25 protein-coding genes are annotated in these 26,565 nt (G+C 69.0%); 15 read left to right on the top strand and 10 right to left on the bottom strand.

Going from position 1 to position 26,565, the window contains the following annotated elements:
- Window positions 1-145 precede the first annotated feature (145 nt).
- Together M8859_RS12265 and M8859_RS12260 are read left to right on the top strand one after the other, a co-directional pair.
- On the top strand, window positions 146-1,333 hold the full coding sequence (locus M8859_RS12265; protein WP_159928357.1) for a serine hydrolase domain-containing protein: 1,188 nt from the start codon (window positions 146-148) through the stop codon (window positions 1,331-1,333).
- A gap of 68 nt (window positions 1,334-1,401) precedes the next feature.
- The gene (locus tag M8859_RS12260; protein WP_159928359.1) at window positions 1,402-2,394 is read left to right on the top strand and encodes an LLM class flavin-dependent oxidoreductase; all 993 of its coding nucleotides are present in this window, start codon (window positions 1,402-1,404) and stop codon (window positions 2,392-2,394) included.
- A 10-nt stretch (window positions 2,395-2,404) separates the two neighbouring features.
- Here M8859_RS12260 and M8859_RS12255 read toward each other — a convergent pair whose 3' ends face one another.
- A complete protein-coding gene (locus tag M8859_RS12255) occupies window positions 2,405-3,241 on the bottom strand; it encodes an NADPH-dependent oxidoreductase (protein ID WP_372492905.1) in 837 nt (278 codons plus the stop codon).
- A 101-nt stretch (window positions 3,242-3,342) separates the two neighbouring features.
- Here M8859_RS12255 and M8859_RS12250 point away from each other — a divergent pair, with 101 nt between their 5' ends.
- Window positions 3,343-4,098 (top strand): siderophore-interacting protein, encoded by a 756-nt coding sequence (locus M8859_RS12250; RefSeq protein ID WP_159928363.1) that lies wholly within the window; start codon window positions 3,343-3,345, stop codon window positions 4,096-4,098.
- A gap of 54 nt (window positions 4,099-4,152) precedes the next feature.
- On the opposite strand, the gene M8859_RS12245 is transcribed toward M8859_RS12250, so the two are convergent.
- The 7 genes from M8859_RS12245 to M8859_RS12215 all read right to left on the bottom strand — a co-directional run bounded on the left by M8859_RS12245 (window position 4,153) and on the right by M8859_RS12215 (window position 10,915).
- Window positions 4,153-4,887 (bottom strand): HD domain-containing protein, encoded by a 735-nt coding sequence (locus tag M8859_RS12245; protein WP_195140323.1) that lies wholly within the window; start codon window positions 4,885-4,887, stop codon window positions 4,153-4,155.
- 30 nt (window positions 4,888-4,917) lie between these two features.
- Window positions 4,918-5,862 carry a GlxA family transcriptional regulator gene (locus tag M8859_RS12240; protein ID WP_249644234.1) on the bottom strand — a complete coding sequence of 315 codons (945 nt, stop codon included), beginning with the start codon at window positions 5,860-5,862 and terminating at the stop codon, window positions 4,918-4,920.
- A gap of 91 nt (window positions 5,863-5,953) precedes the next feature.
- Complete coding sequence (locus M8859_RS12235) at window positions 5,954-7,165, bottom strand: NupC/NupG family nucleoside CNT transporter (protein WP_249644233.1); 1,212 nt, start codon at window positions 7,163-7,165, stop codon at window positions 5,954-5,956.
- A gap of 160 nt (window positions 7,166-7,325) precedes the next feature.
- Window positions 7,326-8,378, bottom strand: a complete 1,053-nt coding sequence (locus tag M8859_RS12230; protein WP_249644232.1) for an ABC transporter substrate-binding protein — start codon at window positions 8,376-8,378, stop codon at window positions 7,326-7,328.
- Window positions 8,379-8,380: 2 nt separating this feature from the next.
- The gene (locus M8859_RS12225) at window positions 8,381-9,268 is read right to left on the bottom strand and encodes an ABC transporter permease (RefSeq protein ID WP_159928373.1); all 888 of its coding nucleotides are present in this window, start codon (window positions 9,266-9,268) and stop codon (window positions 8,381-8,383) included.
- Window positions 9,258-10,064 carry an ABC transporter ATP-binding protein gene (locus M8859_RS12220; protein WP_159928375.1) on the bottom strand — a complete coding sequence of 269 codons (807 nt, stop codon included), beginning with the start codon at window positions 10,062-10,064 and terminating at the stop codon, window positions 9,258-9,260. The genes M8859_RS12225 and M8859_RS12220 overlap by 11 nt, the downstream gene beginning before the upstream one ends.
- A 473-nt stretch (window positions 10,065-10,537) precedes the next feature.
- The gene (locus M8859_RS12215; protein ID WP_159928377.1) at window positions 10,538-10,915 is read right to left on the bottom strand and encodes a hypothetical protein; all 378 of its coding nucleotides are present in this window, start codon (window positions 10,913-10,915) and stop codon (window positions 10,538-10,540) included.
- Between the two features lie 245 nt (window positions 10,916-11,160).
- Between M8859_RS12215 and M8859_RS12210 the strand changes: the two genes are divergently transcribed.
- The 7 genes from M8859_RS12210 to M8859_RS12180 all read left to right on the top strand — a co-directional run bounded on the left by M8859_RS12210 (window position 11,161) and on the right by M8859_RS12180 (window position 19,531).
- Complete coding sequence (locus tag M8859_RS12210) at window positions 11,161-12,849, top strand: sensor histidine kinase (protein ID WP_159928379.1); 1,689 nt, start codon at window positions 11,161-11,163, stop codon at window positions 12,847-12,849.
- Complete coding sequence (locus tag M8859_RS12205) at window positions 12,831-13,505, top strand: response regulator transcription factor (RefSeq protein ID WP_159928381.1); 675 nt, start codon at window positions 12,831-12,833, stop codon at window positions 13,503-13,505. The genes M8859_RS12210 and M8859_RS12205 overlap by 19 nt, the downstream gene beginning before the upstream one ends.
- Window positions 13,506-13,789: 284 nt before the next feature.
- A complete protein-coding gene (locus tag M8859_RS12200) occupies window positions 13,790-14,842 on the top strand; it encodes a Gfo/Idh/MocA family protein (protein ID WP_159928383.1) in 1,053 nt (350 codons plus the stop codon).
- Between the two features lie 89 nt (window positions 14,843-14,931).
- On the top strand, window positions 14,932-15,822 hold the full coding sequence (locus M8859_RS12195) for a bile acid:sodium symporter family protein (RefSeq protein ID WP_159928385.1): 891 nt from the start codon (window positions 14,932-14,934) through the stop codon (window positions 15,820-15,822).
- A gap of 87 nt (window positions 15,823-15,909) precedes the next feature.
- The gene (locus M8859_RS12190; protein ID WP_249644231.1) at window positions 15,910-17,592 is read left to right on the top strand and encodes a serine/threonine-protein kinase; all 1,683 of its coding nucleotides are present in this window, start codon (window positions 15,910-15,912) and stop codon (window positions 17,590-17,592) included.
- Window positions 17,593-17,672: 80 nt separating this feature from the next.
- Window positions 17,673-18,467: a M50 family metallopeptidase gene (locus tag M8859_RS12185; RefSeq protein ID WP_159928389.1), complete on the top strand. Its 795-nt coding sequence runs from the start codon at window positions 17,673-17,675 to the stop codon at window positions 18,465-18,467.
- A 149-nt stretch (window positions 18,468-18,616) separates the two neighbouring features.
- Entirely contained in the window at window positions 18,617-19,531 is a 915-nt protein-coding gene (locus M8859_RS12180) for a DUF5995 family protein (RefSeq protein WP_249644230.1), read from the top strand.
- Here the strand turns inward: M8859_RS12180 and M8859_RS12175 are convergent.
- On the bottom strand, window positions 19,528-20,010 hold the full coding sequence (locus M8859_RS12175; protein WP_159928420.1) for a gluconokinase: 483 nt from the start codon (window positions 20,008-20,010) through the stop codon (window positions 19,528-19,530). The two genes, M8859_RS12180 and M8859_RS12175, sit on opposite strands and share 4 nt — an antisense overlap.
- A 235-nt stretch (window positions 20,011-20,245) precedes the next feature.
- On the opposite strand from M8859_RS12175, the gene M8859_RS12170 reads away from it, so the two are divergent.
- Entirely contained in the window at window positions 20,246-21,166 is a 921-nt protein-coding gene (locus M8859_RS12170) for an LLM class F420-dependent oxidoreductase (protein ID WP_195070648.1), read from the top strand.
- A gap of 37 nt (window positions 21,167-21,203) precedes the next feature.
- Here the strand turns inward: M8859_RS12170 and M8859_RS12165 are convergent, their stop codons facing one another.
- Window positions 21,204-23,255, bottom strand: a complete 2,052-nt coding sequence (locus M8859_RS12165; RefSeq protein ID WP_223516571.1) for a CocE/NonD family hydrolase — start codon at window positions 23,253-23,255, stop codon at window positions 21,204-21,206.
- 175 nt (window positions 23,256-23,430) lie between these two features.
- Here M8859_RS12165 and M8859_RS12160 point away from each other — a divergent pair, with 175 nt between their 5' ends.
- From M8859_RS12160 to M8859_RS12145, 4 genes are all read left to right on the top strand, one after another.
- A complete protein-coding gene (locus M8859_RS12160) occupies window positions 23,431-24,330 on the top strand; it encodes a dienelactone hydrolase family protein (RefSeq protein WP_195070650.1) in 900 nt (299 codons plus the stop codon).
- Between the two features lie 107 nt (window positions 24,331-24,437).
- Window positions 24,438-25,556, top strand: coding sequence for a PQQ-dependent sugar dehydrogenase (locus M8859_RS12155; protein ID WP_159926874.1), 1,119 nt, complete (start codon window positions 24,438-24,440; stop codon window positions 25,554-25,556).
- Between the two features lie 128 nt (window positions 25,557-25,684).
- Window positions 25,685-26,131, top strand: a complete 447-nt coding sequence (locus M8859_RS12150) for a MarR family winged helix-turn-helix transcriptional regulator (RefSeq protein WP_159926872.1) — start codon at window positions 25,685-25,687, stop codon at window positions 26,129-26,131.
- Between the two features lie 2 nt (window positions 26,132-26,133).
- Window positions 26,134-26,556, top strand: a complete 423-nt coding sequence (locus tag M8859_RS12145; RefSeq protein ID WP_159926870.1) for an organic hydroperoxide resistance protein — start codon at window positions 26,134-26,136, stop codon at window positions 26,554-26,556.
- Window positions 26,557-26,565 lie beyond the last annotated feature (9 nt).

The following is a 26,565-nucleotide window of genomic DNA, read 5'->3' as shown; positions in this document are numbered from 1 at the left end:
CAGACCATCGCGCGTTCGGCCTGAATCAGCTCGTCACGCTACCGCCCCGATGGGACGCGTCGTTTCCGGGCCGCTCCAGGCCGCCCATCTATCGGAGCTGCGTTCCGGCGTGCCATCATCGGTTCCCCCACTGAGAGCATTTGTCATGACCGTTTTGCCAGCCGGGCGCTCGCGGGCGGTCCGCTATGCGCTCCGCACGACCGTTGTCCTGCTCGTGATCGTCGCCGTCCTGGTCGGCGCGGCGTTCGCGACAACGGCGGTCCTGCACATTCCGTCGCCGCCGACGCTACTGCGGCTCATGACCGACCCACCCTCCGAGCAGGGCGCGTTGTTCGAGAGCCGGACGGTGACCGCCTCCCCCGCCCCGCGCCCGTTGCCGGTCGCCCCGCGGCCGCTGCCCGACCGCGTGCCCTGGAAGGGCTCGCACCTCTCGATCGCCGACTTCCTCGACGCCACGCACACCAACTCGTTCCTGGTCCTGCGCGGCGGCGCGCGCACGCACGAGTGGTATCGCGACGGCGTCACGGCGACCACCCGCCAGTCCTCCTGGTCGGTGGCGAAGTCCATCGTGTCGCTGCTGACCGGCCGGGCGATCGCCGCGGGGAAGCTCCGCGAGGACGACCGCCTGGTGCAGGTCCTGCCCGAGCTGACCACCGGCGGCGCGTACGACACCGTCACCATTCGCGACCTGCTGGACATGGCCTCCGGTGTCGACGTCTCGGAGAACTACAACAAGTACATGCCTCTGACCGGTACGGCCCGGATGTATCTCACCGAGGATCTCGCCGAGTTCGTCCGCGAACACCACGGCCTGCGGTTCCCGCCCGGCAGCAAGGGCGAGTACCGCAGCGTGGACACCCAGTTGCTGGGCATGGCGCTGGCTCGGGTCGAGGGCGTGGCGCTGAGCGAGCTGTTGGAGCGTGACCTCTGGGCTCCGATCGGCGCCGAGGACGACGCGTTGTGGAATCTCGATCGCGCCGGCGGCCAGGAGAAGGGGTTCTGCTGCCTGAACGCGACGGCCCGCGACTTCGCCAAGATCGGGCAGTTGGTGCTGGACGACGGGCGGGTGGGCGACGCGCAGATCGTGCCGAGGGCATGGATCGAGCGCATCCGCACCCCGGCCCCGCACCGGGTGGGCGACTGGCCCTACACCGCGCAGTGGTGGCATCCGACCGGCGGGGACGGCGCCGACCTCACCGCCGTCGGCGTCTACGGGCAGTACGTCTACGTCGACCCGCCCAGCGGCACCGTCATCGTCAAGCTCAGCGACCACGGCACCACCCAGGACGAGCAGGAGATCATCGAGGTGTTCCGGGCGATCGCGCGCGGCTGAGCCTTCCGGCGAAATACACCGGGGACGCCGGGCGTTGGCACTGGAGATCGGCACTCTGGAGGAGATAGATGATCGACGTCCCGCTGTCCGTACTGGACCTGGCGCCGGTGCAGTCCGGTCGCACCGTCGGCGAGGGGCTCGACGCGACCACCGAATTGGCCCGGCGCACCGAAGCTTTGGGCTACCACCGCTTCTGGGTCGCCGAACATCACAACATGCCCGGCATCGCCAGTTCGGCGCCGAGCGTGCTCCTGGCCCACTTGGCGGCGGCCACGTCGACCATCCGGGTAGGTTCCGGCGGGGTGATGCTGCCCAACCACGCTCCGCTGGTGGTCGCCGAGCAGTTCGGCACCCTGCACGCGCTGCATCCCGGGCGGATCGACCTGGGCCTCGGCCGCGCGCCGGGCACCGACCAGGCGACCGCCCGCGCGCTGCGGCGCACCGCCGACGGGCTGTCGGCGGAGTCGTTCCCCCAGGAACTGGCCGCCTTGCTCGGCTACTTTCGCGGCGCCGATCCCGGCGGCATCGCCGCGACGCCGGGCCGCGGCGAGGAGCCGGAGATCTGGCTGCTGGGTTCCAGCGGTTACAGCGCCCAGGTGGCCGCCGTGCTCGGATTGCCGTTCGCGTTCGCCCACCACATCAGCCCCGACAACACCGAGCCCGCGCTGGCCCTGTACCGCGAGCACTTCCGGCCCTCGGAGCGCCTGGAGCATCCGCACGCGATGGTGGCGGTCGCGGTGATCTGCGCGGACACCGACGAGCGCGCGGAAGCTCTGGCCGGTCCGCGCGATCTGGCCTTTCTGAATCTGGTGCGTGGCACGCCGCAGGCGCTCGCCACGCCGGAGGAAGCGGCCGCCTTCCGCCCGTCGGAACACGAGCGCGTGTTCATCCGGCAGCGCCGGGCCGGCCAGTTGCTCGGTTCGCCGGAAACGGTGCGCGGTCAGCTCGCGGACCTGCTGCGGCGCACCCAAGCCGACGAGCTGATGATCAACACTCTGGTCTACGACATCGACGACCGCGCCCGATCGTTCGAACTGCTCACCGAGAAGGTCGCGGCTTGATGCGGCAGGGTCAGTGCAGCCGGAAGCCGTGGTTGGTCAGCGACTCGCGCAGCCGGTGCCTGCCGCTCAGTGCCGCCGCCGAGGCCAGCCTGGCCAGCACGCGTTCGGTCCAGGAATGCGAGAGCTGTTGCTCGGCATAGAATTCCGCGATCCGGGTCTCGTACTCGGCCACGTGCGCGCGCTGCGCGTCCAGATCGTAGGTCTCCCGGTGCAGGACGGCCTCCTGCGGCAGCCGCGGCTTCACCCGCGCGTCCTCGGCGGGGTCGGGATGGCCGACCACCAGGCCGAAGACCGCGAACACCCGCGGCGGCAGGCCCAGCTCGGCCGCCACCTCTTCCGGCTTGTTGCGCAGCGCACCGATGTAGACGGTGCCGAGCCCGAGCGATTCGGCCGCCACGACCGCGTTCTGCGCCGCCAGCGCGGCGTCGATGAATCCGACGTAGCTCGATTCGAGGTAGTCCACGCCCTCCAGCGGCGCGTTCCGGTCGTCGGCGAGCTGGCGTGCGCGCGCGAAATCGGCCGTCCAGACCAGCAGCAGCGGCGCCTGCACGATGTGGGCCTGATCGCCCGCGAGCGCGGCCAAACGCGCCTTGCGCCGCGGGTCACGCACCGCGACGACGCTCCAGACCTGGAGGTTCGACGAGGTCGGCGCGGACTGCGCCGCGGAGATCAGCAGGCGCAGCGTGGCGTCGGACACCGGGTCGGACAGATAGCTGCGCACCGAGCGATGTTCGTGCAGCACCTGCAACACCGGGTTCCACTGCGCGGGTTCGACCGGCCGGGGGTCGCGATAGCGCTGTTGCACGGCGTGGGTCGGTGTCGGCACGGACTTCGTCATGGCGCTCATCTTCCCGCTCGGGCGGCGCGCCGTCAGCGGTTGCCCGCACCCTGAGCCGAACGCAGGTAGGGTAAGTAAGGCAATCCTAATTAATCCAATCGGAGGTTCCCTTGGCACGCCCCCGCACCACCTTCACGGTGCAACGCACCGAATGGCTGACCCCGCACCTGATCCGGGTGCATCTCGGCGGCCCCGGCTGGGCCTCGTTCCGGCCCAGCGAGTTCACCGACTCGTACGTGAAGTTCATCTTCGAGCAGGACGGCAACGAGGTGCTGCGCACCTACACCGTCCGTTCGGTGGACTCCGTGGCCGGGGAGATCGCGGTGGACTTCGTCTTTCACGGCGCCGAAGGCATCGCGGGACCGTGGGCCGCCGAGGTTCAGCCGGGCGCGACCATCGACGTGTACGGCCCCGGCGGCGCCTACTCCCCCCGGCCGGATGCCGACTGGCATCTGCTGGCCGGTGACGAGGCGGCGTTGCCCGCCATCGCCGCGGCCTTCGAGGCCATGCCCGGCGAGGCGACCGGGCTGGCGTACGTCGAAGTCGCGGGCCCGGACGACGAGCTGCCGCTGAAGAAGCCGGACGGCATCGAGCTGACCTGGCTGCACCGCGGTGTGCGCCCGCCGGGCGAATTGCTCGCCGAAACCGTCCGCGCCGCGCCGTGGGCGCCGGGGCAGGTCCAGGTGTTCATCCACGGCGAGGCCAAGGCGGTCATGCAGGATCTGCGCCGCTACGTGCGCAGAGAACGCGGTGTCCCCGCCGAGTGGGCGGCGTCGATCTCCGGGTACTGGCGTCGCGGCCGCACCGAGGAAGGCTTCCGGGAATGGAAGGCGCAACAGCGGGCGACCGAGGAAGCCGACGGCTGAACCGGCAGCCTCCGCTGTGCGCCCCCGCCGCACCACCCGCGGGGCATGGGGAGCTCAGTCGCGCCAGCCGCTCGACGCGAGGATCTCGTCCCAGGTCAGAGACGGCAGTTCCGGATGGCGCTGTTGCAGGATCAAACCCGCCAGGCTGCCGGGCGGGGCCTTGCGTGGATTCGCCAGAGCTTGGGTTTCGACCGCCGCGCCGAGCGCGCGACTGCCGCCCAGCCGCGGATACGCGGCGTGCACCAGGTCGGCGAAACCGGGCGGCAGGTCCGTCGGCGCGCCGCCGACGTCGACACCGATGCCGTCCACGGCGATCCAGGTTTCCGGCGGCCTGCGGCGGCGCCACACCGGCGAGTCGGTGAAACCGGACAGGTGCGCGGCGATCGTGTCCCAGATCGTGTCCACTCTGGCGTCGGTGACACCGTTGTCCTCGAGGAATCGCGCGGCGTAGTCGGCGCCGTCGATCTCGAATCTCTGGTCGCCATCGGCGAGGTCGGCCAGACCGATGTCGTGCAGTGCGCAGATGAGGTACATGGTCTCCTCGTCGTAGTCCGCACCGGGTCGCAGGCCCTGCCGTTCGGCGACGGCGCGGCCGAAGAGGAAGCCCCGCACGCTGTGATTGCGGAGGAACGGCGGCAGGTGGGTGTCGATCAGCGCACTCACCCTGCCCGCCAACGAGGTGGTCGGGAGAATGAGCGGAAGTGGTTGTGCGGTAGCAGGTTTCGCGGCGACGACGTAGGCGCTCGCGGCGATCCCCGCGCCCAGCGCGGCACGGCGTGACAAAGACATGGTCGGCTTCCTGGTGAGTGAAGGGTGCGATCAACGCGCGGGCGCGCGAAAGCGCCTGCGGTAGTCGCTCGGCGAGGCGCCGAGCAGGTCGAGGAAGGTGCGGCGCATCGTCTCCTCGGAGCCGAATCCGCTGCGGCGGGCGATCGCCGCCATCGGCTCGTCGCCGGACTCCAGCAGCGCTCGAGCGGCTTCGAGCCGAGCCTGCTTGACGTAACGCCCCGGCGTCACGCCGATCTCCTGCCGGAACAGGCGGCTGAGGTGACGTTCGCTCAGCGCGGCACGGGCGGCCATGGCGGCCAGGCTGTGGTCGGCGCACAGGTCGGCGATCACGGCGTCGACCACCTGACGCACGCTGTCGGTGCGTGGCGTCGGGATACTCGTACGCACGCTGAATTGCGACTGGCCGCCGGGCCGGTGCAGGAACACGACGAGATGTCTGGCCAGCGAACGCGCGAGTTCGGCGCCGTGCTCCTCTTCCACCAGCGCCAGCGCCATGTCGATTCCCGCGGTGACGCCCGCGGATGTGACGATCGGACCGTCGCGCACATAGATGGCGTCGGCGTCCACCCGGACGAGCGGAAACCGCTGGGCCAGTGCGGCACACGCCAGCCAATGGGTGGTGGCGCGCCGCCCGTCCAGCAATCCGGCCTCGGCCAGCACGAACGCGCCGGTGCACACCGAGGCCACCTGCCGCGCCGCGGCCGCGGCCGCGCGCACCGCGTCCACGAGCACGGCCGGAACACGGTCTCCCGGTGGATACCCGGGCACCAGCAACGTGCCGACCGCGCCGCCCAGCTCGCGCAGCGCACCGTCGACACCGAGCGGCACGCCGACGTCGGTACGCACCGGAGCTCCGTCAGGCGAGGCGAACAGGACCCGGTGTCCGGCCCAGTGCAGCACCTGCACCGGTCCGGCGACGTCGAGCATCAGAACCCCGTCCGATACCGCGACCACGACGTCACCGCTTGCCTTCATGAGCCCAGTCTCGAGCCACGGGGCCGGGTCCGCAAGGACACGTAACCCACAGATCCGGACACACGATATGCGTCGGTCGTCTGCTTCCGGCTCAACTCAACAGGCCGACGAGCGTGGCGGACAGGAAGCTGACCAGGGTGGCGCCGTAGAGCAGGCGCAGCCCGGTGCGGGCGATGACGGTTCCCTGTTTCTCACTGAGGCTGCGGACCGCACCGGTGACGATGGCGATCGTGGAGAAGTTCGCGAACGACACCAGGTAGGTGGACACGATCGCGACGGTGCGGTCGGACAGTCCATCGTGTTGTTCGCGCAATTCCTGCATGGCGACCACCTCGTTGGACACCAATTTGGTGCCCATGAACCGGCCCGCGTCCGCCGCCTCGTGCCACGGGATGCCGGTCAGCCACGCCAACGGGGCGAAGACGTGCCCCATCACGTCCTGGAACGTGGTGCCGTTGAACAGGGCGGCGAAGATGCCGTTGACCATGGCCAGCAGGGCGATGAATCCGATCAGCATGGCCGCGACGGTGAAGGCGACCTTGAAACCGACCAGGATGTAGTCGGTGAGCATTTCGAAGAACGACTGCGACTTGCGACCGGCGGCGATCTCCGCGCCGAGCAATTCGGCATCGTCGGCGTCGGTGACGGAGTAGGGATTGATCAGCGCGCACACCACGAATGCGCCGAGCATGTTCAGCATGATCGCCGCTGTAACGTACTTCGGGTCGACGAGCTGCATGTAAGCGCCGAGAATGGCCGCCGAGACCGTCGACATCGCCGACGCGGCCAGGGTGTACATCCGCTGCGGCGGGATGTCCTCCAGCATGCCGCGCAGCGAGATGAAGACTTCCGACTGCCCGAGAATGGCGGCGGCCACCGCGTTGAACGATTCGATCTTGCCGAACCCGCTCACCCACGACAGCAGCAGGCCGAGGAACTTGATGATCAGCGGCAGCACCCGCAGGTGTTGCAGGATGCCGATCAGGGCGGAGACGAACACGATGGGCATCAGGACCGCGAACAGGAACGCGGGCCCGCTGCTGCCGGTGTTCGGCAGGTCGCCGAAGATGAACGCGGTGCCCTGGGCGGCGTAGCCGAGTATGTGCGCGAAACTGTCGCTGACGGCGCGGATCACGGTCTGCCCGACGCCGGTTTTGAGCAGTAGGAAACCGAGCGCGAGCTGCGCGACCAGCAGGACCGCGATGCGCGGCAGCCGACCGGCGGCGGCGCGGCGGTCGGTACTCGGCAACCAAGCCAGCAGCAGGAAGCACACCAGCCCGGCGAACCCGATCAGATAATGCACGCGCACCTCGGATGCCGTGCCGGGTAACCGCTTCTGGGAGCACCTCTCATGTCGGTCTATGGTGCGGTGCCCCCACAGTTGAGAAGTTCGCGAGTTCCACCGGCCGCGCCGCCCGAGAGAACGCGAGCTCTCGGGCGGTGCGGCTGGGTACCCGCCGGTGCTACTGGCGCGGCGCGCGCAACGCCTCCTCCACGAATTCCGTGGTGTAGGTCTCGGACAGGTCTATGCGATCGCGCACGGGGCGCACGTTCTTCGAGTACTTCCCGAGGATGTCGAGCACGTTCTGCGCCCCCTCGGGTTTCATCAACCCGTCGCCGTTGAACATGCCGATCGAGTCGCGAATCGACTGGACGTACAGGTCCTTGCCCGCGCTCGCGTACTGCGAGGGCATCTTCTCCGCGATCTCCTCCGGGGTGTGCGTCTGGATCCATTGCAGCGTCTGCACGAACGCGGTGGCCAGCTTCTGCACGATCTCCGGGTGGGCATCGACGGTCGCGCAACTCATGTACAGCGACGTCGCCGGATACAACCCGCCCAGGGCGGCCCTCGTCCCCGCCTCGGTGCGCATGTCGACCAGGATCCGCGCTTGGCCGGAGTTCACCATCTGCGCCACCGTGGGGTCGGTGGTCATGCCCGCGTCGATGCCGTCGTGGTTCATGCCCGCGATGAAGGTTTGTCCCGCACCGACTTTCACCCGCGTGTAGTCCGCGGTGGTCATGCCCTCCTTGCCGGTGAGCGCCTGGGTGAGGAAGTCGGTCGAGGAACCGAGCGAGGTGACGCCCAGATTCCTGCCGCGCAGGTCGGCGACCGACGTGACGGTGGCCGCGTCGGCCGCCGAGACGAGTTCCACCTCGCCCGGCACGTCCGACATCTGCACCACCGAGCGGATGCACTGGTCCTTGGCCTGCAGGTCGATGGTGTGGTCGTAGAATCCGACCACACCTTGCACGTCACCGCTGAGCAGTGCGGTTTCCGCGGTGGCGCCGGACTGCTCGCCGAGCAGCTTCACATCGATGTCGTTGCTTTTGAACAATCCCAGCTGCTGGGTGAGCATGGCGGGCAGGTAGATCACCTTCTCCAGCCCGCCCACCATGATGGTGATCTGAGGGCGGCCGTCAGCCATCGGAATGACCCGCGAGTCGCGGCAGCCGGTGGTCAGCAGCAGTGCCGCGACCGCGGCGACGACGAGCGCCCAATGCTTGCGATGCTTCATGATCAGATCCCGTGGTTCGATGTCGCCTGCGACGGCCGCCACTTCAGCAACCGGTTCTCCGCCATGCCGATCCCCCACTCCGCGATCAGTGCGATCACCGTGATGATGATCATGCCCGCGTAGATTCCCGCCGAGTCGAAGGTGCCCTGCGCATTGCTGATCAGCAGGCCCAGACCTTTACTCGCACCGGCGTATTCACCCACCACCGCGCCGATCAGGGCGAAGCCGAAGGCGGTGTGCAGACTGGACAGAATCCAGGTGGTCGCGCTCGGCAGCACGATCGACACCAGCACTTGCCTACGGCTCGCACCGAGAATGCGGGCATTGTTGATCACATTGCCGTCCACCTCGCGTGCCCCGGTGAACGCGTTGAAGAACACCGCGAAGAACACCAGCACCACCACCGTCGCCACCTTCGAGCTCAACCCGAGGCCGAACCAGATGATGAACAGCGAGGCGAGCACGATACGCGGAACCGCGTTGAGCGCTTTGATGAACGGCGCGAGCACTTCGGCCCAGTACCGGCTGCGGCCCAGCAGCACGCCGAGCACGACGCCTGCCACCGTGCCGATGACGAAACCGAGCACGGCCTCCTGCACAGTGGTGTAGATCTGCAACCAGATCGTGCCGAATTGGGTTCCCTCGGTGAACCATTCGACCAACCGCGCCCAGATCAGCGAGGGCTTGGAATAGAAGAAGGGGTCGATCCACACCGTCGCGGTGAGTTCCCACGCGCCCAGCCACAGCGCCACCAGCGCCGCGCGCAGCCCCCAGGTGCGCAGGCGAGCGCGGCGCGCGTTGGTCCGCACCCGGGCCAGGATCTGCTCTTCGGTCTCGTTCTCCAGTACCGGCTCGGTCACGGCATCCTGGACGAGTACGTCATGCGACACGGGAGGCTCCCTTCGCTCGGGCCGCCTCGACCTGGTCGCGCAGCGTTTCCCAGATTTCCTTGTAGATGTCGCGGAACTCGATGGTCAAGCGCACGTCCTCGACGCTGCGCGGCCGGGCCAAGCCGACAGTGAAGTCCCCGCAGACGGTGGCGGGGCTCGCGGTCATGACCACCACCCGGTCGGCGAGCACGATCGCCTCCTCCAAGTCGTGCGTGACGAAGATGACCGCCGCGTTGGTGCCCGCCCAGACCCGCAGCAACTCGTCCTGCATGAGCTGGCGGGTCTGCACGTCCAGCGCGCTGAACGGCTCGTCCATCAGCAGGATCTCCGGTTCGTTGACCAGCGTCTGCGCCAGTGCGACGCGCTTGCGCATGCCGCCGGACAGCTGGTGCGGGTAGTAACTCTCGAACCCGGCCAGGCCGACCGTGCGCACCCACCCGGCTGCTTTCGCCCGCGCGTCGGCTTTCGACGCGCCGCGCAGGCGCGGGCCGAACGCGACGTTGTCCAGCACGCTCTTCCAAGGCAGCACCGCGTCCTGCTGGAACATGTAGCCGATGCCGTCCGGAATGCCGTCCACGTCCTTGCCGCGCACCAGCGTCCGGCCCGCCGAGGCCGGTTCCAGGCCGGACACCAGCGAGAGCGTGGTGGACTTCCCGCATCCGGTCGGGCCGACTACGGCGACGAATTCGCCGGGCCGCACCTCGAGGTTCAAATTCCGAACGGCGGTGTGGATTCCGCCGCCGGTGCCGGGGAAGCGCTTGGTGGCGCTCCGCAGCTCGATGAGTGATTGCGTCATTGCTTCCTACTCCTGCGAGATCGGGATAGGGCGACCGTACGTGTCCGGCGTCACATGACGGAGCTTGTGCGCACAACCGCCCCAAACGCGCGATTTGCCGCTTTTGCGCATTCTGCACAGGCTCCATAGGAGGTGAGACCGCCGCAGCCGGACGACGTGTCCGCAACCTTCATGCCTGGATCCGTTTCGTCTCATGGGTCTCGAGAATGTCGACCCGATATACGTCGGTCCGGCCGGTCAGTCGACTGGGGAGATAAAGCGCGCGGTGCAGATTCCCGGTACGGATGCACTCGGACTGATACGCCTGCCCATCGGCATCGCGGTAGTGCACACGGTATCCGTATCTCTCCACTTCTTTCATCGTCGTCGAATTCCTGCTCCAGGAGACATCCCATCCGGGTCGCGCCGGCCATCGTCGATCGCGGAACCGCCGCCGTGGGGGATGAACAGGGAACGACATACACCTCGACGTGTCATGCCGGCAATTCCATGAGGTGCGCATTGCCGCGGGCCGCGAGGAAATCCAGTAGGCAGATGCGCGGCATCGCCATCCCGGACAGGTGGCCCGCGAGCGTTACGACCACAGGCGCTCCCGAGCGGCGACACGCGTGCACGAGCTCGGCGAACGCGTGCGGAACCGAGCAGGTCTGCGGTGACGGCTCGTGGAACACCGCCCCGAACTCATAGTCGTGCTCCCTGGCGAATGCCTCCAGCTGGGCCTGGCACCGGGAGATTTCCGAATCCTCCAGCAAGTCCAAGCGAAGGTATCCGTACACCAGCGGCCGGACCCTCGGGCCAGTGGACCACTCGACATCCCCCGTATTGCTGTTCCCCTTGTTGATAGTGCTCATGGTGCGTCTCGGATCGATGGTGGATGATCAAGAGCGAGTATTGTTTTCGGCCCTGGAGAAGTGCTTCGTTGCGCTTCCGGCTCGATGAGTGATTGCGCCATTGCTCACTTCTCCAGATCGAGATAAGCGAACCGTACGTGTTCTGCGTCACAACGTGGAGCTTGTGCGCGCAACAGACACAAACGCGAAATTCGCAGGTTTTGCGCGTTCTGCTCATGCGTGTGCGAGTGGTCTATGCTGCGGCTATGGCCAGTGAGGGCGCGAGGGCCGTGCGGTTGCGGACACAAGTTCTGCTGTCGCAGATCGTCGTCGTCACGCTGACGCTGGGCGTCGCGTTCGCGGTATTCGGCTACCTCAGCGATCAGCGGCTGCGCGACACCTATGGGCAGCGCGCGCTGGCCGTCGCGCGGACGGTCGCCGCCGACCCGGTGGTGCGCCGCGAGGTGGCCCGGTATGCGCCGGGCACCATCAGCGATGATTCCGCTACATATCAGGAGCTCGCCACGGGCCCACTGGAGCGGCTGGCAGTCGACGCCACTCTGAGCAACCGGGCATTGTTCGTGGTGATCGTCGACGACGCGGGCATCCGACTAGCGCATCCGGATCCCGGCCGGCTCGCCGAACACGTCAGCACCGACCCGTCCGCGGCGCTCGCGGGCCGGGAGTCGATCACCGAGGAACGCGGCACGCTCGGCGACTCGGTGCGCGCGAAAGTCCCGGTTCGAGCCCCTGATTCCGAGCAGGTGGTCGGCGCGGTGAGCGTCGGCATCTCCACCGACGCGGTGCGCGATCAGCTGCTCGACGATCTGCGCACCGCGGGCGCGCTGGTCGGCGCTGCGCTGCTGGTCGGCATCGCGGGCTCGATCCTGCTCGCCCGGCGATGGCGGGGCCTGACGCTCGGACTGGAGCCGGACGAACTGGCCGAACTGGTTCGCGGCCAAGCCGCCGTGTTGCACGGCATCGGCGGCGGCGTGCTCGCCGTCGACGCGTCGTGGCGGACGACCTTCGTCAACGACGAGGCACGCAGGCTGCTCGGTATCGCGCCGGATATCGGGCGGCCGGTGGCGGAGATCGGGTTGACGCGCCGGGTGCTGGAGACATTTCGCCGGATGGACGAGCAGCCCTCCCCGGCGACGGTCGGTTCGCACGCCGTCGTCGTCTCGGCGCGCCGGGTCAGCCGGGAAGGACGCGACCTCGGCGCGGTGCTCACCGTACGCGACCGCACCGACGTGGAATCGCTGACCAGGCAGTTGGACGCCGTGCAGTCGATGAGCACGGTGCTGCGCGCGCAGCGCCACGAGTTCTCCAACAAGATGCATCTGATCAGCGGCCTGCTGCACAGCGGGCGGGTCGAGGAGGCCTCGCGATCGATCGACGAACTGGTCGGCGCGGGCCCGCTCGGCGCCGCGACACCCGGCATCGACGCCATCCATGACGCCTACCTCCAGGCATTCCTGGCCGCCAAGGCCGCGCACGCCAGGGAGAACGGCGTGGAGCTCGTGCTCGGAGCCAACACGTGGGTCGAGGGCGATCTCATCGATCCGGTGGACGTGACGACGGTGCTGGGCAATCTGCTCGACAACGCGATGGAGGCCGTCCGCGCCACCGACCGTCCCGTTCGTCAGGTGGAAGTCGAGCTGGTACAGGAGGATTCGACATTGCACATCACGGTCGCCGACAGCGGAGACGGAGTCGCGCCCGGGCTGGTCGACACGCTGTTCACCGAGGGGATCTCCACCCGGGAGGACCACGGCGCTCCCGGCGGACGCGGGGTCGGCCTGGCCCTCATCCGCCAGATCGCGCGCGCCCACGGCGGTGACGTGCGGCTGTCCAGCCCGGGTGGCGGCAGGCCGCCGCTCACCGGCGCCGAATTCATCGCGCGCATGCCGGGCGTGCTCGTCGGCAGGGAGGTGCCGTGGCCACAACAGCTCTGACCGCCCTCGTCGTCGACGACGACTTCCGGGTGGCGAATCTGCACGCCGGAATAGTCGAATCCATCGCGGGGTTCACCGTGGCGGGCACCGCCAACACCCTCGCCGCCGCGCGGACGCTCATCGCGGCGCAGCCGGTCGACCTGGCGCTGGTCGACATCTACCTTCCCGATGGTTCCGGCATCGACTTCGTCCGCGAGATCCGCTGCGACGCCATGATTCTCACCGCGTCAACGGAGAGCGACGCCGTGCGAGCGGCGATCACGGCGGGCGCGCTGGCCTACCTGATCAAGCCGTTCCCGCACACCGAATTGGCCGCGCGGCTGGCCGCGTACGCCCGCTACCGACGCATCCTCGCCGCACCACAGATCGACAACACCCGGGTGTCGGCCGCGCTGCACGCACTGCGCCCCACCGCCACCACGACGGCACCGGCCACGGCGGCGCCTTCCCCCACGAAAGACCTTGTCCTGCGATCCATTCACGAGGCGGGCGCACCACTGTCCGCCGGTGAGGTGGCCACGGCCATCGGCGTCTCCCGCGCCACCGCCCAACGCTACCTCGCCGCCCTCGTCTCGAGCGGCGCCGTGCGCATGCGCCTACGGTACGGCAGCACCGGACGGCCCGAGCAGGAGTACTCGGCGGCGACTCCGCACTGAACGAACGGCCCGCCGCGGTCGTTGACGCGGTGCGGATGGGAATGGCTGTGCCGTCGGCTCGTGCGGCGCACGCGCGGCGTCGGGCACGCAGCCGAGCAGTCGATACCAGCACGCGAGGATGACGAGTCCGAGGATCGGGCCGTCACGGCAGCGGGCGGCGAGTTCCGCCGGAAATGTCCGCGATGTAGTGGTTCGTCGGCGAGCCGCACTCGTCCATCACCCGGAAGATTCGCGTCCGTGCTCCCGAGCCCCGACACGGGGCGGTGCGACGGTAGCGTCGCGGTATGAGCATCCTCGACGTCGCCATTGTGGGCTATGGCTTGGCTGGGTCGGTGTTCCACGCTCCGCTGATCGCCGCCGAGCCTCGGATGCGGGTGGCGGCGGTCGTCACGTCGTCGGCGGAACGCGCCGAGCAGGCGCGTCGCGAGCACCCGGGTGTGCGTGTGGTCGCGCGGGCCGAGGAGTTGTTCGCCGCGCCGACCGGGATCGATCTGGTCGTGATCGCGACGCCCAACCACACGCACGCGCCGCTGGCCGGGCGGGCGCTCGACGCCGGGTTGCCGGTGGTGGTGGACAAACCGTTCGCGGTGTCGGTGGCCGACGCCGAAGACCTCGTCGCGCGAGCGGAGCGGGCCGGGGTCGCTCTGTCGGTCTTCCAGAACCGGCGCTGGGACAGCGACTTCCGTACCGTGCGCGAACTCGTGCGCACCGGAAAGCTGGGCGTGGTGCGCCGTTTCGAGTCACGGTTCGAACGCTGGCGTCCGGTGCCGAAAGGCGGCTGGCGGGAGATCGGCACCGACGAAGAGGGCGCGGGCATCCTGCTCGACCTCGGCAGCCACCTGGTGGATCAGGCGTTGACGCTGTTCGGGCCGGTGCGCTCGGTCTATTGCGAGCTGGACCGGCGGCGCGAGGGGATCACCACCGACGACGACGCGTTCGTCGCGCTCACCCACACCGGCGGCGTCCGCTCCCACTTGTGGATGAGCGCCGTCGCCCCCCATCTCGGTCCGCGTTTCCGGGTACTCGGGTCGGCGGCCGGTTATGTCACCTACGGCCTGGACCCGCAGGAGGAGGCGCTGCGGTCCGGTCGCCGCCCGGACGACGGATCGCCGTGGGGGACGGTAGACCCCGACCGCTGGGGCGTCCTGGGCGCTGAATCCGGCTTCGCGCCCACACCAACCGCGCCCGGCGATTACCCGGCGTTCTACTCCGCGATGGCTGCCGCGCTACTCGACGGCGCACCGGTTCCGGTCGATCCGCGCGACGCCGTCATCACCGTGGGCCTGCTGGCGAAAGCACGCGAGTCGGCGGCCAGGGGTGTGACCGTCACCGCCTGATCGGGCCTGGCCACCTCCGCCGTGAGTCGATAACGTCGATCCCCGGATCGGCCGGGCGGAACCGGCCCTTCGGCGGAGAGGAGATCCGAATGGGTTCATCGGTTTTCGCGGTGTTCCTGCCGCCTGCCTTGGCCCTGGTGATGTTCGGGCTCGGATTGACCTTGACGATCGACGATTTCGCGCGCGTGCTGCGCTACCCCAAAGCGGCGGTGATCGCGCTGGCCTGCCAGATGGTGGTGCTGCCCGCAGTGTGCCTCGGCCTGATCCAGCTGTTCGGGCTCGAAGGCGCACTGGCCGCGGGCATGATGCTGCTGGCCGCGTCGCCGGGCGGCGCGTCGGCCAACCTGTTCAGTCACATCGCCGGAGGCAACGTGGCGCTGAACATCACGCTCACCGCGATCAATTCGGTGCTCGCGGTGTTCACCATGCCGGTGGTGGTCGCGCTGTCCTACGCGTTGTTCCTCGAAGGCGAAGGATCGGTCGGACTGCGCCCGGACAAATTCGCCCAGGTCTTCGCCATCGTGCTCGTGCCGGTCGCGATCGGCATGCTGGTGCACCGGCGGTTCCCCGGGTGGTCGCGGCGGATGCGCGGCGCGGTCAAGATCCTGTCCGTCGTGGTCCTCGTGCTGGTGATCGCGGCCGGAGTGGGGACGAATCTGGACGTGCTGTCGGAGCACGTCGGGAAGCTGGCGGCGATCTGCCTGACCTTCGCCGTGATCAGTCTGGCCGTCGGCTACTTCGTCCCCCGGCTGTGGCGGGTGGAAACCGAACAGGCGATCGCCTCGGCCATGGAGATCGGCGTGCACAACGCGGCGCTCGCGATCGCCGTCGCCGCTTCGGTGTTGCACAACGACACCATGGCCGTCCCGGGCGCGGTGTACGGAGTCCTGATGAACATTCCCGCGGCGGGCGCGGCATATCTGCTGGCCAGGCGCGCCCGGCGGGAGCAGCCCGCGGCCGCGCCGAGCATGGCGGGTTAGCGGCGGCAGCGGGCTGCCCGGACACCGACGTGCCCGATCGGTAGCCTCTCGGAGGATCGACGCCATTCGAAGGGAACAAGCTGCGCCATGCAACCGCTCGGCACGAACGATCCGACGCGGATCGGGGACTACCGTCTGCTCGGCGTGCTCGGCGCGGGTGGCATGGGGCGGGTCTACCTGGGACGGAACGCGGGTGGCCGCACCGTCGCGGTCAAGGTCATCCGTCCGGACATGATCGACGCCGAATTCCGTGAGCGCTTCCGGCGCGAGGTCGCCTCGGCGCGACGGGTCGGCGGAAGGTTCACCGCGCCAGTGCTCGACGCCGACGTGGACGCCGATCCGCCGTGGCTGGCCACCGGCTACGTGGCGGGGTTCTCGCTGGCCGACGCGGTCGACCGGTTCGGGCCGTTCACCGAGAACTCGCTGCTCGTGCTGGCGCACGGGCTGATCGAGGCCTTGACGGCGGTCCATGGGGCCGGTGTGGTGCATCGCGACCTCAAGCCGTCGAATGTCCTGCTGGCCCTCGACGGTCCCAAGGTGATCGATTTCGGCATCGCCCGCGCTGTCGACGACAGCAAGCTCACCACCACCGGAAAGGTGATCGGCTCACCGGGATTCATGTGTCCCGAGCAGGTGACCGGCGATCCGGTCGGCCCGGCCGCGGACGTCTTCGCCTTGGGCGGCGTCCTCGTATTCGCGGCGACCGGTCACGGACCGTTCGGCGTCGGCGAGACGGTGCAGATGCTGTGGCGGGTGGTCTACGAGGACCCCCAGCTCGACGACGTGCCCGAACGGCTGCGCCCGCTGGTGGCGGCCTGCCTGACCAAGGACGCCGCGGCCCGCCCGGCTCCCGACCAACTACTCGCCCGCCTCACCGCGCTCGGCATACCCGACCGCGGCGGCTGGCTGCCCGCGCCGGTGCTCGAGGAGGTCGGCCGCCGCGCGGTCGAGCTACTGAACCTGGACTCCGGCCCATTCGACCGGCAGTTTCCGGCACCTGCTGCCTCGAACCCGGCGCGCACCGCCGACACCATGGTCCACCGCCCCCTTGACAACCCCCAGTACACACCGGGCGACCTCGGACCATCGGTACCTATGCAGACCGGTCGTTTCCGCCCGCACCAGGCACCCCCCACGTTCACAGGACAACCACCCCATCACCCCACGCACCAGAGCGCGCCTCGATCCGGTCCGGTCACCACTGCGCCCCCTCCGCGCCGCACGAGGAGCGCTCTGCTGATCGCCGGCGCGCTCGTAGTCTGCGTCGCCGTCGCCGTCGCCGTCGCCGCCTTCGTCGTAGGCGCCCAGCTGCGGAAGCAGGATCCGACCGATTCGACCGTGCAGACCACGCGTCCCAACCGCGATGTCGCCACAGCCACCGCGACGCCGACCGGTGACGCGGATACGACCGGCGACAGTCCTGCCGGCACGAGTGTTCCGCAGGCTTTCGTCGGGGAGTGGACAGGCGTCGCGCGCGACTTCCTCGCGTCGTTCGACATCGAGTTGACCATTCGAGACGGTGAAGTGGGCCAGGAGATCGCGCAGTCGTCGAACACCGGCAAATTGAGCGGCCAACGATGTTCACGTGCCGAGACACTGACCGGCGCGGGCGAGACAGAGCTGACATTCGTCGCACGGCTCTCCGGCGGCGCGGCCGACTGCCAGGACAACGGCTCTCGGTCGACGGTCACGTTGCGGCCGGACGGTTCGCTTTCCTACAGTTTCACCGGCATCCTCGGCAATATCGAAGGGGTGCTGCGCAAGAAGTGAGGCCCGGACGGTCATGGTTCGACGCCGCCGGTGAACGCATGCCCCGAGCGCGGGCGTGGTCGGGCGGTTAAGGTGCGGCGGTGGAGAGAGCGGAATTTGTCGAGCGCGGTGCTTCCATCGCCGAACGTCTGACGACCACTCAGGCGCAACCGCCGTGGTGGCTGGTGGTGGCGGCCGCGGTGGCGGCGCTCGTGCTGGTGGGTTACACCCCCATCTGGCGGTTCACCCGCAATATCGTCACCATCGCGCACGAAGGCGGGCACGCGCTGGTCGCGCTGCTCACCGGCCGCAAGCTCAACAGCATCCGGTTGCATTCGGACACTTCGGGGCTCACGGTGTCGAGTGGAAAACCCTACGGCCTCGGGATGATCCTCACCACGATGGCGGGTTATCCGGCGCCGCCGCTGCTCGGTCTGGGGTTCGCCGCTCTGCTGGGCGCGAGCCGGATCACCCTGATGCTCTGGACCGCCATCGTCCTGCTCGCCGCGGTCCTGATCAAGATCAGGAACATCTACGGCGGCATCACCGTGCTCGGGCTCGCGGCGGTGGTCTTCGTCGTCTCCTGGTTCGGAACCGACACCCTGCAAGCGGGTTTCGCGTACCTGGGCGCCTGGTTCCTGCTGTTCGCCGGGGCACGTCCGGTGATCGAACTGCAAAGGGGCCGATCGCGGCAGCAGCGTTCCCGTTATCAGGACGTCGATTCCGACGCCGATCAGCTCGCCCGGCTCACCCGGCTGCCCGGCCTACTGTGGGTTCTCGTGTTCGGCACGATCGCCGTGGGCTCACTGCTGGTCGGTGCGTGGCTGCTCGTCTCCGCGATCGCCGAGATCTGCCTGCCGGGCGCGCCCGCCAGCTCCTGCTTCGCCGCGCGCTGACCGCCGCGGCCACACTGCGCGGTGCGCTGAGGTCGATTAGGCTCCGATCCTGCCCCGTGCCGACGCGTTACTCGCGGCGGCACATCGCCGAGCGCACCCACGGCGGCTGCCCGGCGCAGAACGCGATTCACGACCCCCCCGGAGCCTGCATGGCAACCCTCCTCGCGCGCACGCCTGCGCGGCACCTGCTTTCGGCGGTGATGCCGGTCGTCACGGCGCTACTCGCCTCGATCTTCCTCGTCGGGCCGACCGCCTCCGCCGCACCGTTCTCCGCCGGCTGCAGCGTCCCGTTGACCCCAGCCGAAACCGCCACGATCGCGCAACTGTCCGACACCGAGACGCTGACGGGTTCGTCACTGCGGCAGCTGGAGCAGGCCATCGACCAGCACCGGCGGATCACCGAGATCCTGGTCGGCCGCCGCGACCCGCGCGGTGCGTTCGCCCTCGGGCTCGACGCGGTGGAACACGCCGCCGTCCTGCCGCTCCAGCGCGACTCCGCGTCGTTCGACGACCCGGAATGGGCGCATCGGATCAGCCTCGAGCTGCTGTCGCGCTTCCTGCGGAATGTGCACGCCGAATTCACCGGCGCCCCCGCCGAACCGCACTGGGCGCACTATTTCGGCCTGACCCGCCGCTGCGAGCTGTCCCCCGCGCGCGTCGCGATGGCCGGTTACAACGCGCATCTGACCGTCGACCTGTCCTATTCCGTCGCCGCTGTCGGCAGCACCGTCGCCAACGCGCGCGACTATTTCCGGATCGTCGACGCGATCGCCCAGCAGGGCGCGCTGATCGTGGAGACGACCAAGGCGGTCTACGGCGGTGACCTCGGGCCGCTGTGGCGCTTCTACTTCTTCGGCGAGGGCCTGGACGCGTTGCTCGGTCCCGGCGTCGCCACCGGTCCCCTGCTCCGTCTGGCCGACGCCGGCGCCAATGTCGTCATCTTCGGCAACGGGTTGGCCATGCGGGATCCCGCCTCGGCGCCGGTCGTCACCGCCGAGATCGACGCACTGTGGCGCGGGCTCGATCTGGGCTTCGAAACTCTGTCCGGTCTCGGCGGTCTCTAACCGGCATATCTCCGCAGTGCTGCCACGGCTTCCCGGACCACATCCGCGGGAGGTCGTGTCGCGTCGACGGCGCCGCCGTCCTCGTCGGGATCCAGTGGCTCGAGGGCGGCCAGCTGCGAATCGAGCAGGCTCGACGGCATGAAATGCCCGCGCCGCTCGGCCATGCGGCGCTCGAGTTCACCCCGAGGGACGTGCAGGTGGAGAAAGAACGTATCGGGGGCACTCGCGCGTAGCCGGTCGCGGTATGCCCGTTTCAGGGCGGAGCAGGTGACGACAGCTCCCCGGCCGCGTCGCTCGGCCATCCAGGCGGCCAGGGCGTCGAGCCAGGGTTCGCGGTCGGCGTCGCCCAGCGGCGTGCCTGCCGCCATCTTCGCGACGTTCGCGGGCGGGTGGAAGTCGTCGCCTTCGGCGTACTCGACGCGAAGCGCGTCGGCCAACCGGGTGCCGACCGTCGTCTTTCCCGAACCCGACACCCCCATCACGACGATCACCGGTACATCGCGCACTCGAACCTTCTTCCCCTACGGTGGCGCATCTCGTGCTCGCGAACTTGTCATCGGCCACAATCCCACGGCTGGGCACTTCGTCGGCCCGTGCAGTGACGATCGCACCGAGCGCCTCTGGATTTCGAGGACCGCAACTACGCGATCGGCCGGACAAAGCGCGACCATCGGCGCGAGTCGCCGATCGGCCGACAGACTAGGGTCGGGAGACATGGAACTACGCATCTTCACCGAGCCGCAGCAGGGCGCGAGCTATGACACAGTGCTCACCGTTGCCAAGGCCACCGAGGACTTGGGCTTCGACGCGTTCTTCCGCTCCGACCACTACCTGAGCATGGGCGGCGCCGACGGGCTGCCCGGCCCCACCGACGCCTGGATCACCCTCGCCGGTCTGGCCAGGGAGACCCAGCGGATCCGCTTGGGCACCCTGGTCACCGCCGCCACCTTCCGGCTGCCCGGCCCGCTGGCGATCCAGGTCGCGCAGGTGGATCAGATGTCCGGCGGCCGGGTCGAGCTGGGCCTCGGCAGCGGCTGGTTCGCCGAGGAGCACGCCGCCTACGGCATCCCCTTCCCCGCCGACAAATTCGCCCGGCTGGAAGAACAGCTGGCCGTCATCACCGGGCTCTGGGCGACGAAACTCGGCGACACCTTCAGCTACGACGGCAAGTACTACCAGATCACCGACTCCCCCGCCCTGCCCAAGCCGGTGCAGGATCCGGTGCCGGTGGTGATCGGCGGGCAGGGCGCCACCCGCACCCCCCGGCTGGCAGCGCAGTACGCCACCGAGTTCAACATGCCGTTCTCCTCGATCGAGGACAGCGCGCGGCAGTTCGACCGGGTGCGCGCCGCGGCCGAAGCGCGCGGCCGCGCGGCCGACGATCTGGTCTACTCCAACGCGCTGGTGGTCTGCGTCGGTGCGAACGACGCCGAGGTGGCGCGCCGGGCCGCGGCGATCGGACGCGAGGTGGACGAGCTGAAGACCAACGGCCTGGCGGGCTCTCCCGCCGAGGTGGTGGACAAGATCGGCCGGTACGCCGAGATCGGCACCAGCCGCATCTACCTTCAGGTGCTGGATCTGAGCGATCTCGGGCATCTCGAGTTGATTTCCGCGGAGGTGGGCTCGCAACTGTGAGTTCGCGTGGGTCGCTCTTCGGAGCAGCCCACGCGGCTCAGCCCAGCGGGCGGTTGGTCGGCACGATGACGAAGCTCGGCGCCGACGGATCCAACCTGAGGTGCTGAGGCTTCAGTTCGGTGTTGTTGAGCATCGGCCGGAAGGCCAGCGCCTTCGGCGAGTTGGCCGCGAAGACGTCGATCCGCAGCCGATGTCCGGGTTGCAGCACCGCTTGAGTCGGGATGACCGCGATGTCCAACGCCACCGGCTCACCGGGCACGACCGGCTGCACACTGTCGAGGGTGATCGGGTTGAACGGGTCGGTCAGGTCGCCGGTCGGCGTGCGGCCGCTCTTCTGTTCGTCGATGGCGCGCAGTGAGGCGGTGAGCTGCCCGGTGGTCAGCACCTTCGACGAGCCGTCGGGTGCGACGTCGTTCACCGTGACGCTCCAGTAGCCGTCGGCGGCGTCGTGCACGGTGTTGAGATGCACGTTCACCGGGCCCGAGATGACCGTGGGCTCGGTCATCGGCACGCTGGTGAAGGTCAGCGCGTTGCGCTCGGCGATTCGCGAGTCCTTCGCGCACACGTCCAGCACCGCGGCCATCCCGGCCGAGCCCTGCGCGGTGTCGCGGGAACACGCCGCGGCCAGGCCCGGCGCCACCGTCAAGGTCCGCCGTTCGTCCGGAACGCTCATCGTCAACGATCCGTCGTGCACGGCTTTTCCGGCGGTGCCGCTCGGCGCGGCCGACAGGTACACGCGGCGATGGTTGAAGTCCTTCTGCGGGAACTGCCCGAGGGTGATCCAGCCGCCGCCTTGTTCCCACACGGTGATCGGCCCGAACTCGCCCAAGCCGTGGTCGATGTCCTTCAACCACTTGTCGAACCAGATCCGCTGCAACACGTCCAGCCGCGGCGGCGCGCCGGGAACACCGGTCCCCGCACCGGGATTCGCGTGATAGGTGTCGCCGACGATCAGTTGTTTCTTGCCCGCGGGCAGCGGAATCGCGTTGTAGAGCTTGGTCGCGCTGTTGGCGAAGATGTCGTGCCAGCCGCCGTAGACGAAGGTGGGCACCGTGATGCGTTCCGGATGTCCCTGGATGCCGCGCCGGAAGTAACTGTCGGCGTCCAGCGCGTCGGCCAGCGCGGGCGGCACGTGATCGAGCGAAGGGGTGAGCAGCGCCTGGGCCAGCAGGTCGACATTGCTGGCCGGGTCGGACATCCGTTCGTGCAGCCACTGCCAGTCGAACGTGCCGTTCAGCATCGACCGCACGTCGGGAATCAGCTTCAACTGGTTGACGGTGCTGAGCCACATCGGAAGGAACGTCGTCCCCACACCGCCGCCCGGGGCGACGACGTCGCGCATGAGATCGCTGCCCGGTTCCACGGGAAAGATCGCCTTCAGCGGCGCGGGGGCGTTCTCGGCGGCACGGAGCTGGTTGATTCCGGAGTACGAGCCGCCGCTCATCCCGATCCGGCCGTTCGACCACGGCTGCGCGGCAGCCCATTCGATCACCTCACGGGTGTCGAGCTGTTCCCGCTCGCCGAGGGTGTCCCACTCCCCCTGGGAGAAACCGGTACCGCGCACGTCGACGACAACCTGGGTGTATCCGGCACGGATCAGGTTGCGATCGAGACCGAGCACGGTCTGCACGGTGCCGCCGTCGACCGCGTGCAGCAGGTCACCGAAACCACTGACCGGCGTCCGGGACAGGTTCACCCGGTTCACCAGCCGCAGCGTCAGCGGCTGTAATCCGGGCACGGCGAGCGCCGTATCGATCAGATTGGTCATGAGCTTGGTGTACGGCGTGAGGTTCACGATGGTCGGCAGCGGCTGCTGCTCCACCACGCCTGCCTGCTTCACCGGCCGGTAGACGTTGGCCTTCAGCACGACACCGTCGCTCATCCGGATCGGGACGTCCCAGTCGATGTGCACGTCGGCATACGGCTGGGGACCGTCGTGCAACGCGGTCCACCGCACCCGGTGCGCGTCCACCGACGGCTCCGCCACCGCGGGCGCCGTCGCGAGACCCACGGTCGCCAGCACCACGGCCGTGGCCGCCATCCGGACCGCCCTGATCAACGTTCGTCCCACGACACGCCGCGATGCCATCTCGCTCCCTCGACCGGTATCCGGCTCACAGACCGGCCATCGATTGCCCGACTTGGCGCCGAACTTAGCAATCTGCTGGCAAATCTTGTGGGAGGTGCGGTCGGGCCGGTTTGTCGCGGGCGGACAGCGGGTGAACGCCGCCCAGGCGCGGGCGATGCGGATTATGGTGAGGCGCATGACGCCGCTGCAGCGCTACATCGCGGAGGAGATCGCGGCCGATCACGCCGACGGCATACTCACCCGGCGGGAGGCACTGCGAAGGCTGGGGCTGCTCGGGCTGGGCGGCACCACCGCGGCCGCCCTACTGGCCGCCTGCGCGAACAGCGACAACGGAAGCTCCGAGCGGGCGCCGTCCCCTTCGTCCCCTACGCCGCCACCCGGTGCCGCCTCCGCACTCCCCGCCACCCCCGTCACGTTCACCGGCGCCGGCGGGACGTCGTTGCAAGCCGCCTGGGCACCCGCTCCGCAACCACGGGGCGGTGTGCTCGTCGTCCACGAGAACAAAGGTCTCACCGACCACATCCGTTCGGTGGCAGGCAGATTCGCGGGCGCCGGATACTCCGCGCTCGCGATCGACCTCCTCTCCGCGCGCGGCGGCACGGCCGCGTTCACCGATCCGGCCGCGGCCACCGCCGAACTCGGACGTATTCCACCCGAACAGCTCGTCGCCGATTTGCGCGCCGGGCTCGACGAACTCCAGCGCCGGGTCGAGGGTAAGAAGCTCGGCGCCACCGGTTTCTGTTTCGGCGGTGGCCTGACCTGGTTGCTCCTGGCCTCCGGCCCGTCACCGCTGGCCGCGGCGACGCCCTTCTACGGGCCTTTCCCGGACAATGGTGATCTGTCCGCGTCGAAGGCGGCGGTGCTCGGGGTGTACGCGGCGTCCGACGCTCGGGTGAACGCCTCCAGGCCCGCCGCCGAAGCGGCACTGGCCCGCTCGGGCAACCCGAACCAGATCTTCACCGCACCCGACGCCGAGCACGCCTTCTTCAACGACACCGGCCAGCGGTACGACGCCACAGCGGCCACCGAGGCGTGGCGTCGCGTATTGGACTGGTACGGAACGTATCTGGGCTGATGTCGACTGCGGGCCGCTTCCTCGGGATCCGAGCGCCTCTGCGAGGCGCGGGTTCCGGCCGTCGATCGCGATGGGCCGCGCGAGGGCAGCGCATGACCGGAGGCCCCATGGCGAGGGCGGACTCGCAGGCGCCGCGAGCGCGTGCGGTGATCGCCGTGCTCCTGGTGACGGCGGTGGCGGCATGTGGCGAAGAGAACCCGGCCGGACCGAGCAGCCCGCCGCCCGCGAGTGCAGGCACCATCGCACCGAGCGACCCGGCGGGGTGGCCCGACCTCGGTGCCGCCGAGGAAGTCGCGACCGACATCGATGTTCCGTGGGGCCTGGCCTTCCTGCCCGACGGCGCCGCGCTGGTCTCCGAGCGGGACTCCGGACGGATACTGCGCGTCGCCGCGGGCCGTGCGCCGGAGCAGGTGTATCAAGTGCCAGATGTCGCGGCACGCGGCGAAGGCGGACTACTGGGACTCGCCGTCGCGCCGGATTACGCGGAAAATCCCTACGTATACGCCTATTTCACCACCGAGACGGACAACCGCATCGTGCGGTTCCGGCTCGACGGCCGGCCGGAGGTGCTGATCGCCGGAATCGCCGAGGCGGGAAACCACAACGGTGGGCGGATCGCGTTCGGACCGGACGGCATGCTGTACGCCGGGACCGGCGACGCCGGGCAAGCCGGACGATCGCAGGATCCGGCAAGCCCGAACGGGAAGATCCTCCGCTTGACTCCCGAAGGCCGCCCCGCTCCGGGCAATCCGTCTACCGGCTCGCCGGTCTACAGTCTCGGCCACCGCAACGTGCAAGGACTGGCATGGGACCGGGACGGCCGATTGTTCGCGGCGGAGTTCGGCCAGAACCGGTTCGACGAGATCAATCTGATCGAGCCCGGCCGCAACTACGGCTGGCCCGACGTCGAGGGCTCGGGCGGCGCCGACCGGGGCTTCACCGATCCGCTGGTGACCTGGACCACCGCCGAATCCTCCCCCTCGGGCATCGCCATCGCCGGGGACACCTTGTACGCCGCCGCGTTGCGGGGCGAGCGGCTGTGGACCGTGCCGCTCACGGAAGGTCGCACGGGTGGCCCTCGAGCCGAACTCCGTGACCGTTACGGCCGGTTGCGCACCGTGGCGGTCGCACCGGACGGCGCGTTGTGGCTCACCACCTCCAACACCGACGGCCGGGGCGACCCCGCGGACGGTGACGATCGCGTCCTGCGTTTCCCGGCCCGGTGAGCCACCGAGGGAATCGGCACCGAGGTCGGTCGGCCGCACTGCCGTAGCGCCTCGGATGCTGGTGCTGTGACGAGCGTTACCGGTCATTTCTATTGTGCACAATAAAATTGCTCACTACGTTATTGCTCATGACCGATCACCTCACCCTCGACAAGCAGCTGTGCTTCCCGCTCTACGCGGCGTCCCGGGCGATGACGGCGGTCTACCGCCCGAAGCTGGAACGGCTCGGGCTCACCTATCCGCAGTACCTGGTGATGCTGGCGCTGTGGGAACGCGACGAACGCAGCGTCGGCGATGTCTGCCACGCGCTCGACCTGGATTCCGGCACGCTCTCCCCGCTGCTCAAGCGGCTGGAGGCGGCGGGACTGGTCGAGCGGCGGCGGTCGGCCGCCGACGAGCGACGCGTCGACATCCGGCTCACCGAGCGCGGGCGCGCGCTGCGGACCGAGGCGGGCGACATCCCGGCCCAGATGGCCGAGGCCAGTGGCCTGTCGATGGACGACGTCGTCGCGTTGCGCGACATCCTGCACCGACTGACCGACGCGCTGAAGTCACAAGTGAACGAAGGAGACTAGACATGCAGATCCTCTACACCGCCGAGGCCCTGGCCACCGGGGACGGCCGCAACGGCCACGCACGCAGCACCGACGGCAAGATCGATGTCGGCCTGTCGGCTCCCAAGGAAATGGGCGGCAGCGGCGAGGGCACCAACCCCGAGCAGCTGTTCGCGGCGGGCTACGCGGCGTGCTTCCATTCCGCGCTGCGCCTGGTCGGCAAGCAGGCGCAGGCGAACATCGATGACTCGGCGGTCGGCGCGAAGGTCGGCATCGGCACGAACGGCGCCGGCGGCTTCGGCTTGGCGGTTACGCTGGAGGTCTCGCTCCCCCATCTGTCCCGGGAGGACGCGCAGGCGCTCGCCGACAAGGCACACCAGGTGTGCCCGTATTCCAACGCGACCCGCGGCAACATCGACGTCCAGGTCCTTGTCGCCGACGACTGATCGAGAAGG

The organism is Nocardia sputi, from assembly GCF_023501985.1.
The sequence above is the reverse complement of the archived record's forward strand: the minus strand, read 5'-3'. Positions and strand labels throughout refer to the sequence as shown.

Bases quoted from the DNA above. Each gene is read 5' to 3' on its own strand.
- M8859_RS12160 (WP_195070650.1), top strand. From the start codon at position 23,431: ATGACGCCGCTGCAGCGCTACATCGCGGAGGAGATCGCGGCCGATCAC.
- M8859_RS12190 (WP_249644231.1), top strand. From the start codon at position 15,910: ATGCAACCGCTCGGCACGAACGATCCGACGCGGATCGGGGACTACCGT.
- M8859_RS12210 (WP_159928379.1), top strand. From the start codon at position 11,161: ATGGCCAGTGAGGGCGCGAGGGCCGTGCGGTTGCGGACACAAGTTCTG.
- M8859_RS12195 (WP_159928385.1), top strand. From the start codon at position 14,932: ATGGGTTCATCGGTTTTCGCGGTGTTCCTGCCGCCTGCCTTGGCCCTG.
- M8859_RS12260 (WP_159928359.1), top strand. From the start codon at position 1,402: ATGATCGACGTCCCGCTGTCCGTACTGGACCTGGCGCCGGTGCAGTCC.
- M8859_RS12155 (WP_159926874.1), top strand. From the start codon at position 24,438: ATGGCGAGGGCGGACTCGCAGGCGCCGCGAGCGCGTGCGGTGATCGCC.
- M8859_RS12165 (WP_223516571.1), bottom strand. From the start codon at position 23,255: ATGGCATCGCGGCGTGTCGTGGGACGAACGTTGATCAGGGCGGTCCGG.
- M8859_RS12240 (WP_249644234.1), bottom strand. From the start codon at position 5,862: ATGAAGGCAAGCGGTGACGTCGTGGTCGCGGTATCGGACGGGGTTCTG.
- M8859_RS12245 (WP_195140323.1), bottom strand. From the start codon at position 4,887: ATGTCTTTGTCACGCCGTGCCGCGCTGGGCGCGGGGATCGCCGCGAGC.
- M8859_RS12255 (WP_372492905.1), bottom strand. From the start codon at position 3,241: ATGAGCGCCATGACGAAGTCCGTGCCGACACCGACCCACGCCGTGCAA.
- M8859_RS12145 (WP_159926870.1), top strand. From the start codon at position 26,134: ATGCAGATCCTCTACACCGCCGAGGCCCTGGCCACCGGGGACGGCCGC.
- M8859_RS12200 (WP_159928383.1), top strand. From the start codon at position 13,790: ATGAGCATCCTCGACGTCGCCATTGTGGGCTATGGCTTGGCTGGGTCG.
- M8859_RS12220 (WP_159928375.1), bottom strand. From the start codon at position 10,064: ATGACGCAATCACTCATCGAGCTGCGGAGCGCCACCAAGCGCTTCCCC.
- M8859_RS12265 (WP_159928357.1), top strand. From the start codon at position 146: ATGACCGTTTTGCCAGCCGGGCGCTCGCGGGCGGTCCGCTATGCGCTC.
- M8859_RS12230 (WP_249644232.1), bottom strand. From the start codon at position 8,378: ATGAAGCATCGCAAGCATTGGGCGCTCGTCGTCGCCGCGGTCGCGGCA.
- M8859_RS12150 (WP_159926872.1), top strand. From the start codon at position 25,685: ATGACCGATCACCTCACCCTCGACAAGCAGCTGTGCTTCCCGCTCTAC.
- M8859_RS12175 (WP_159928420.1), bottom strand. From the start codon at position 20,010: ATGGGGGTGTCGGGTTCGGGAAAGACGACGGTCGGCACCCGGTTGGCC.
- M8859_RS12170 (WP_195070648.1), top strand. From the start codon at position 20,246: ATGGAACTACGCATCTTCACCGAGCCGCAGCAGGGCGCGAGCTATGAC.
- M8859_RS12180 (WP_249644230.1), top strand. From the start codon at position 18,617: ATGGCAACCCTCCTCGCGCGCACGCCTGCGCGGCACCTGCTTTCGGCG.
- M8859_RS12215 (WP_159928377.1), bottom strand. From the start codon at position 10,915: ATGAGCACTATCAACAAGGGGAACAGCAATACGGGGGATGTCGAGTGG.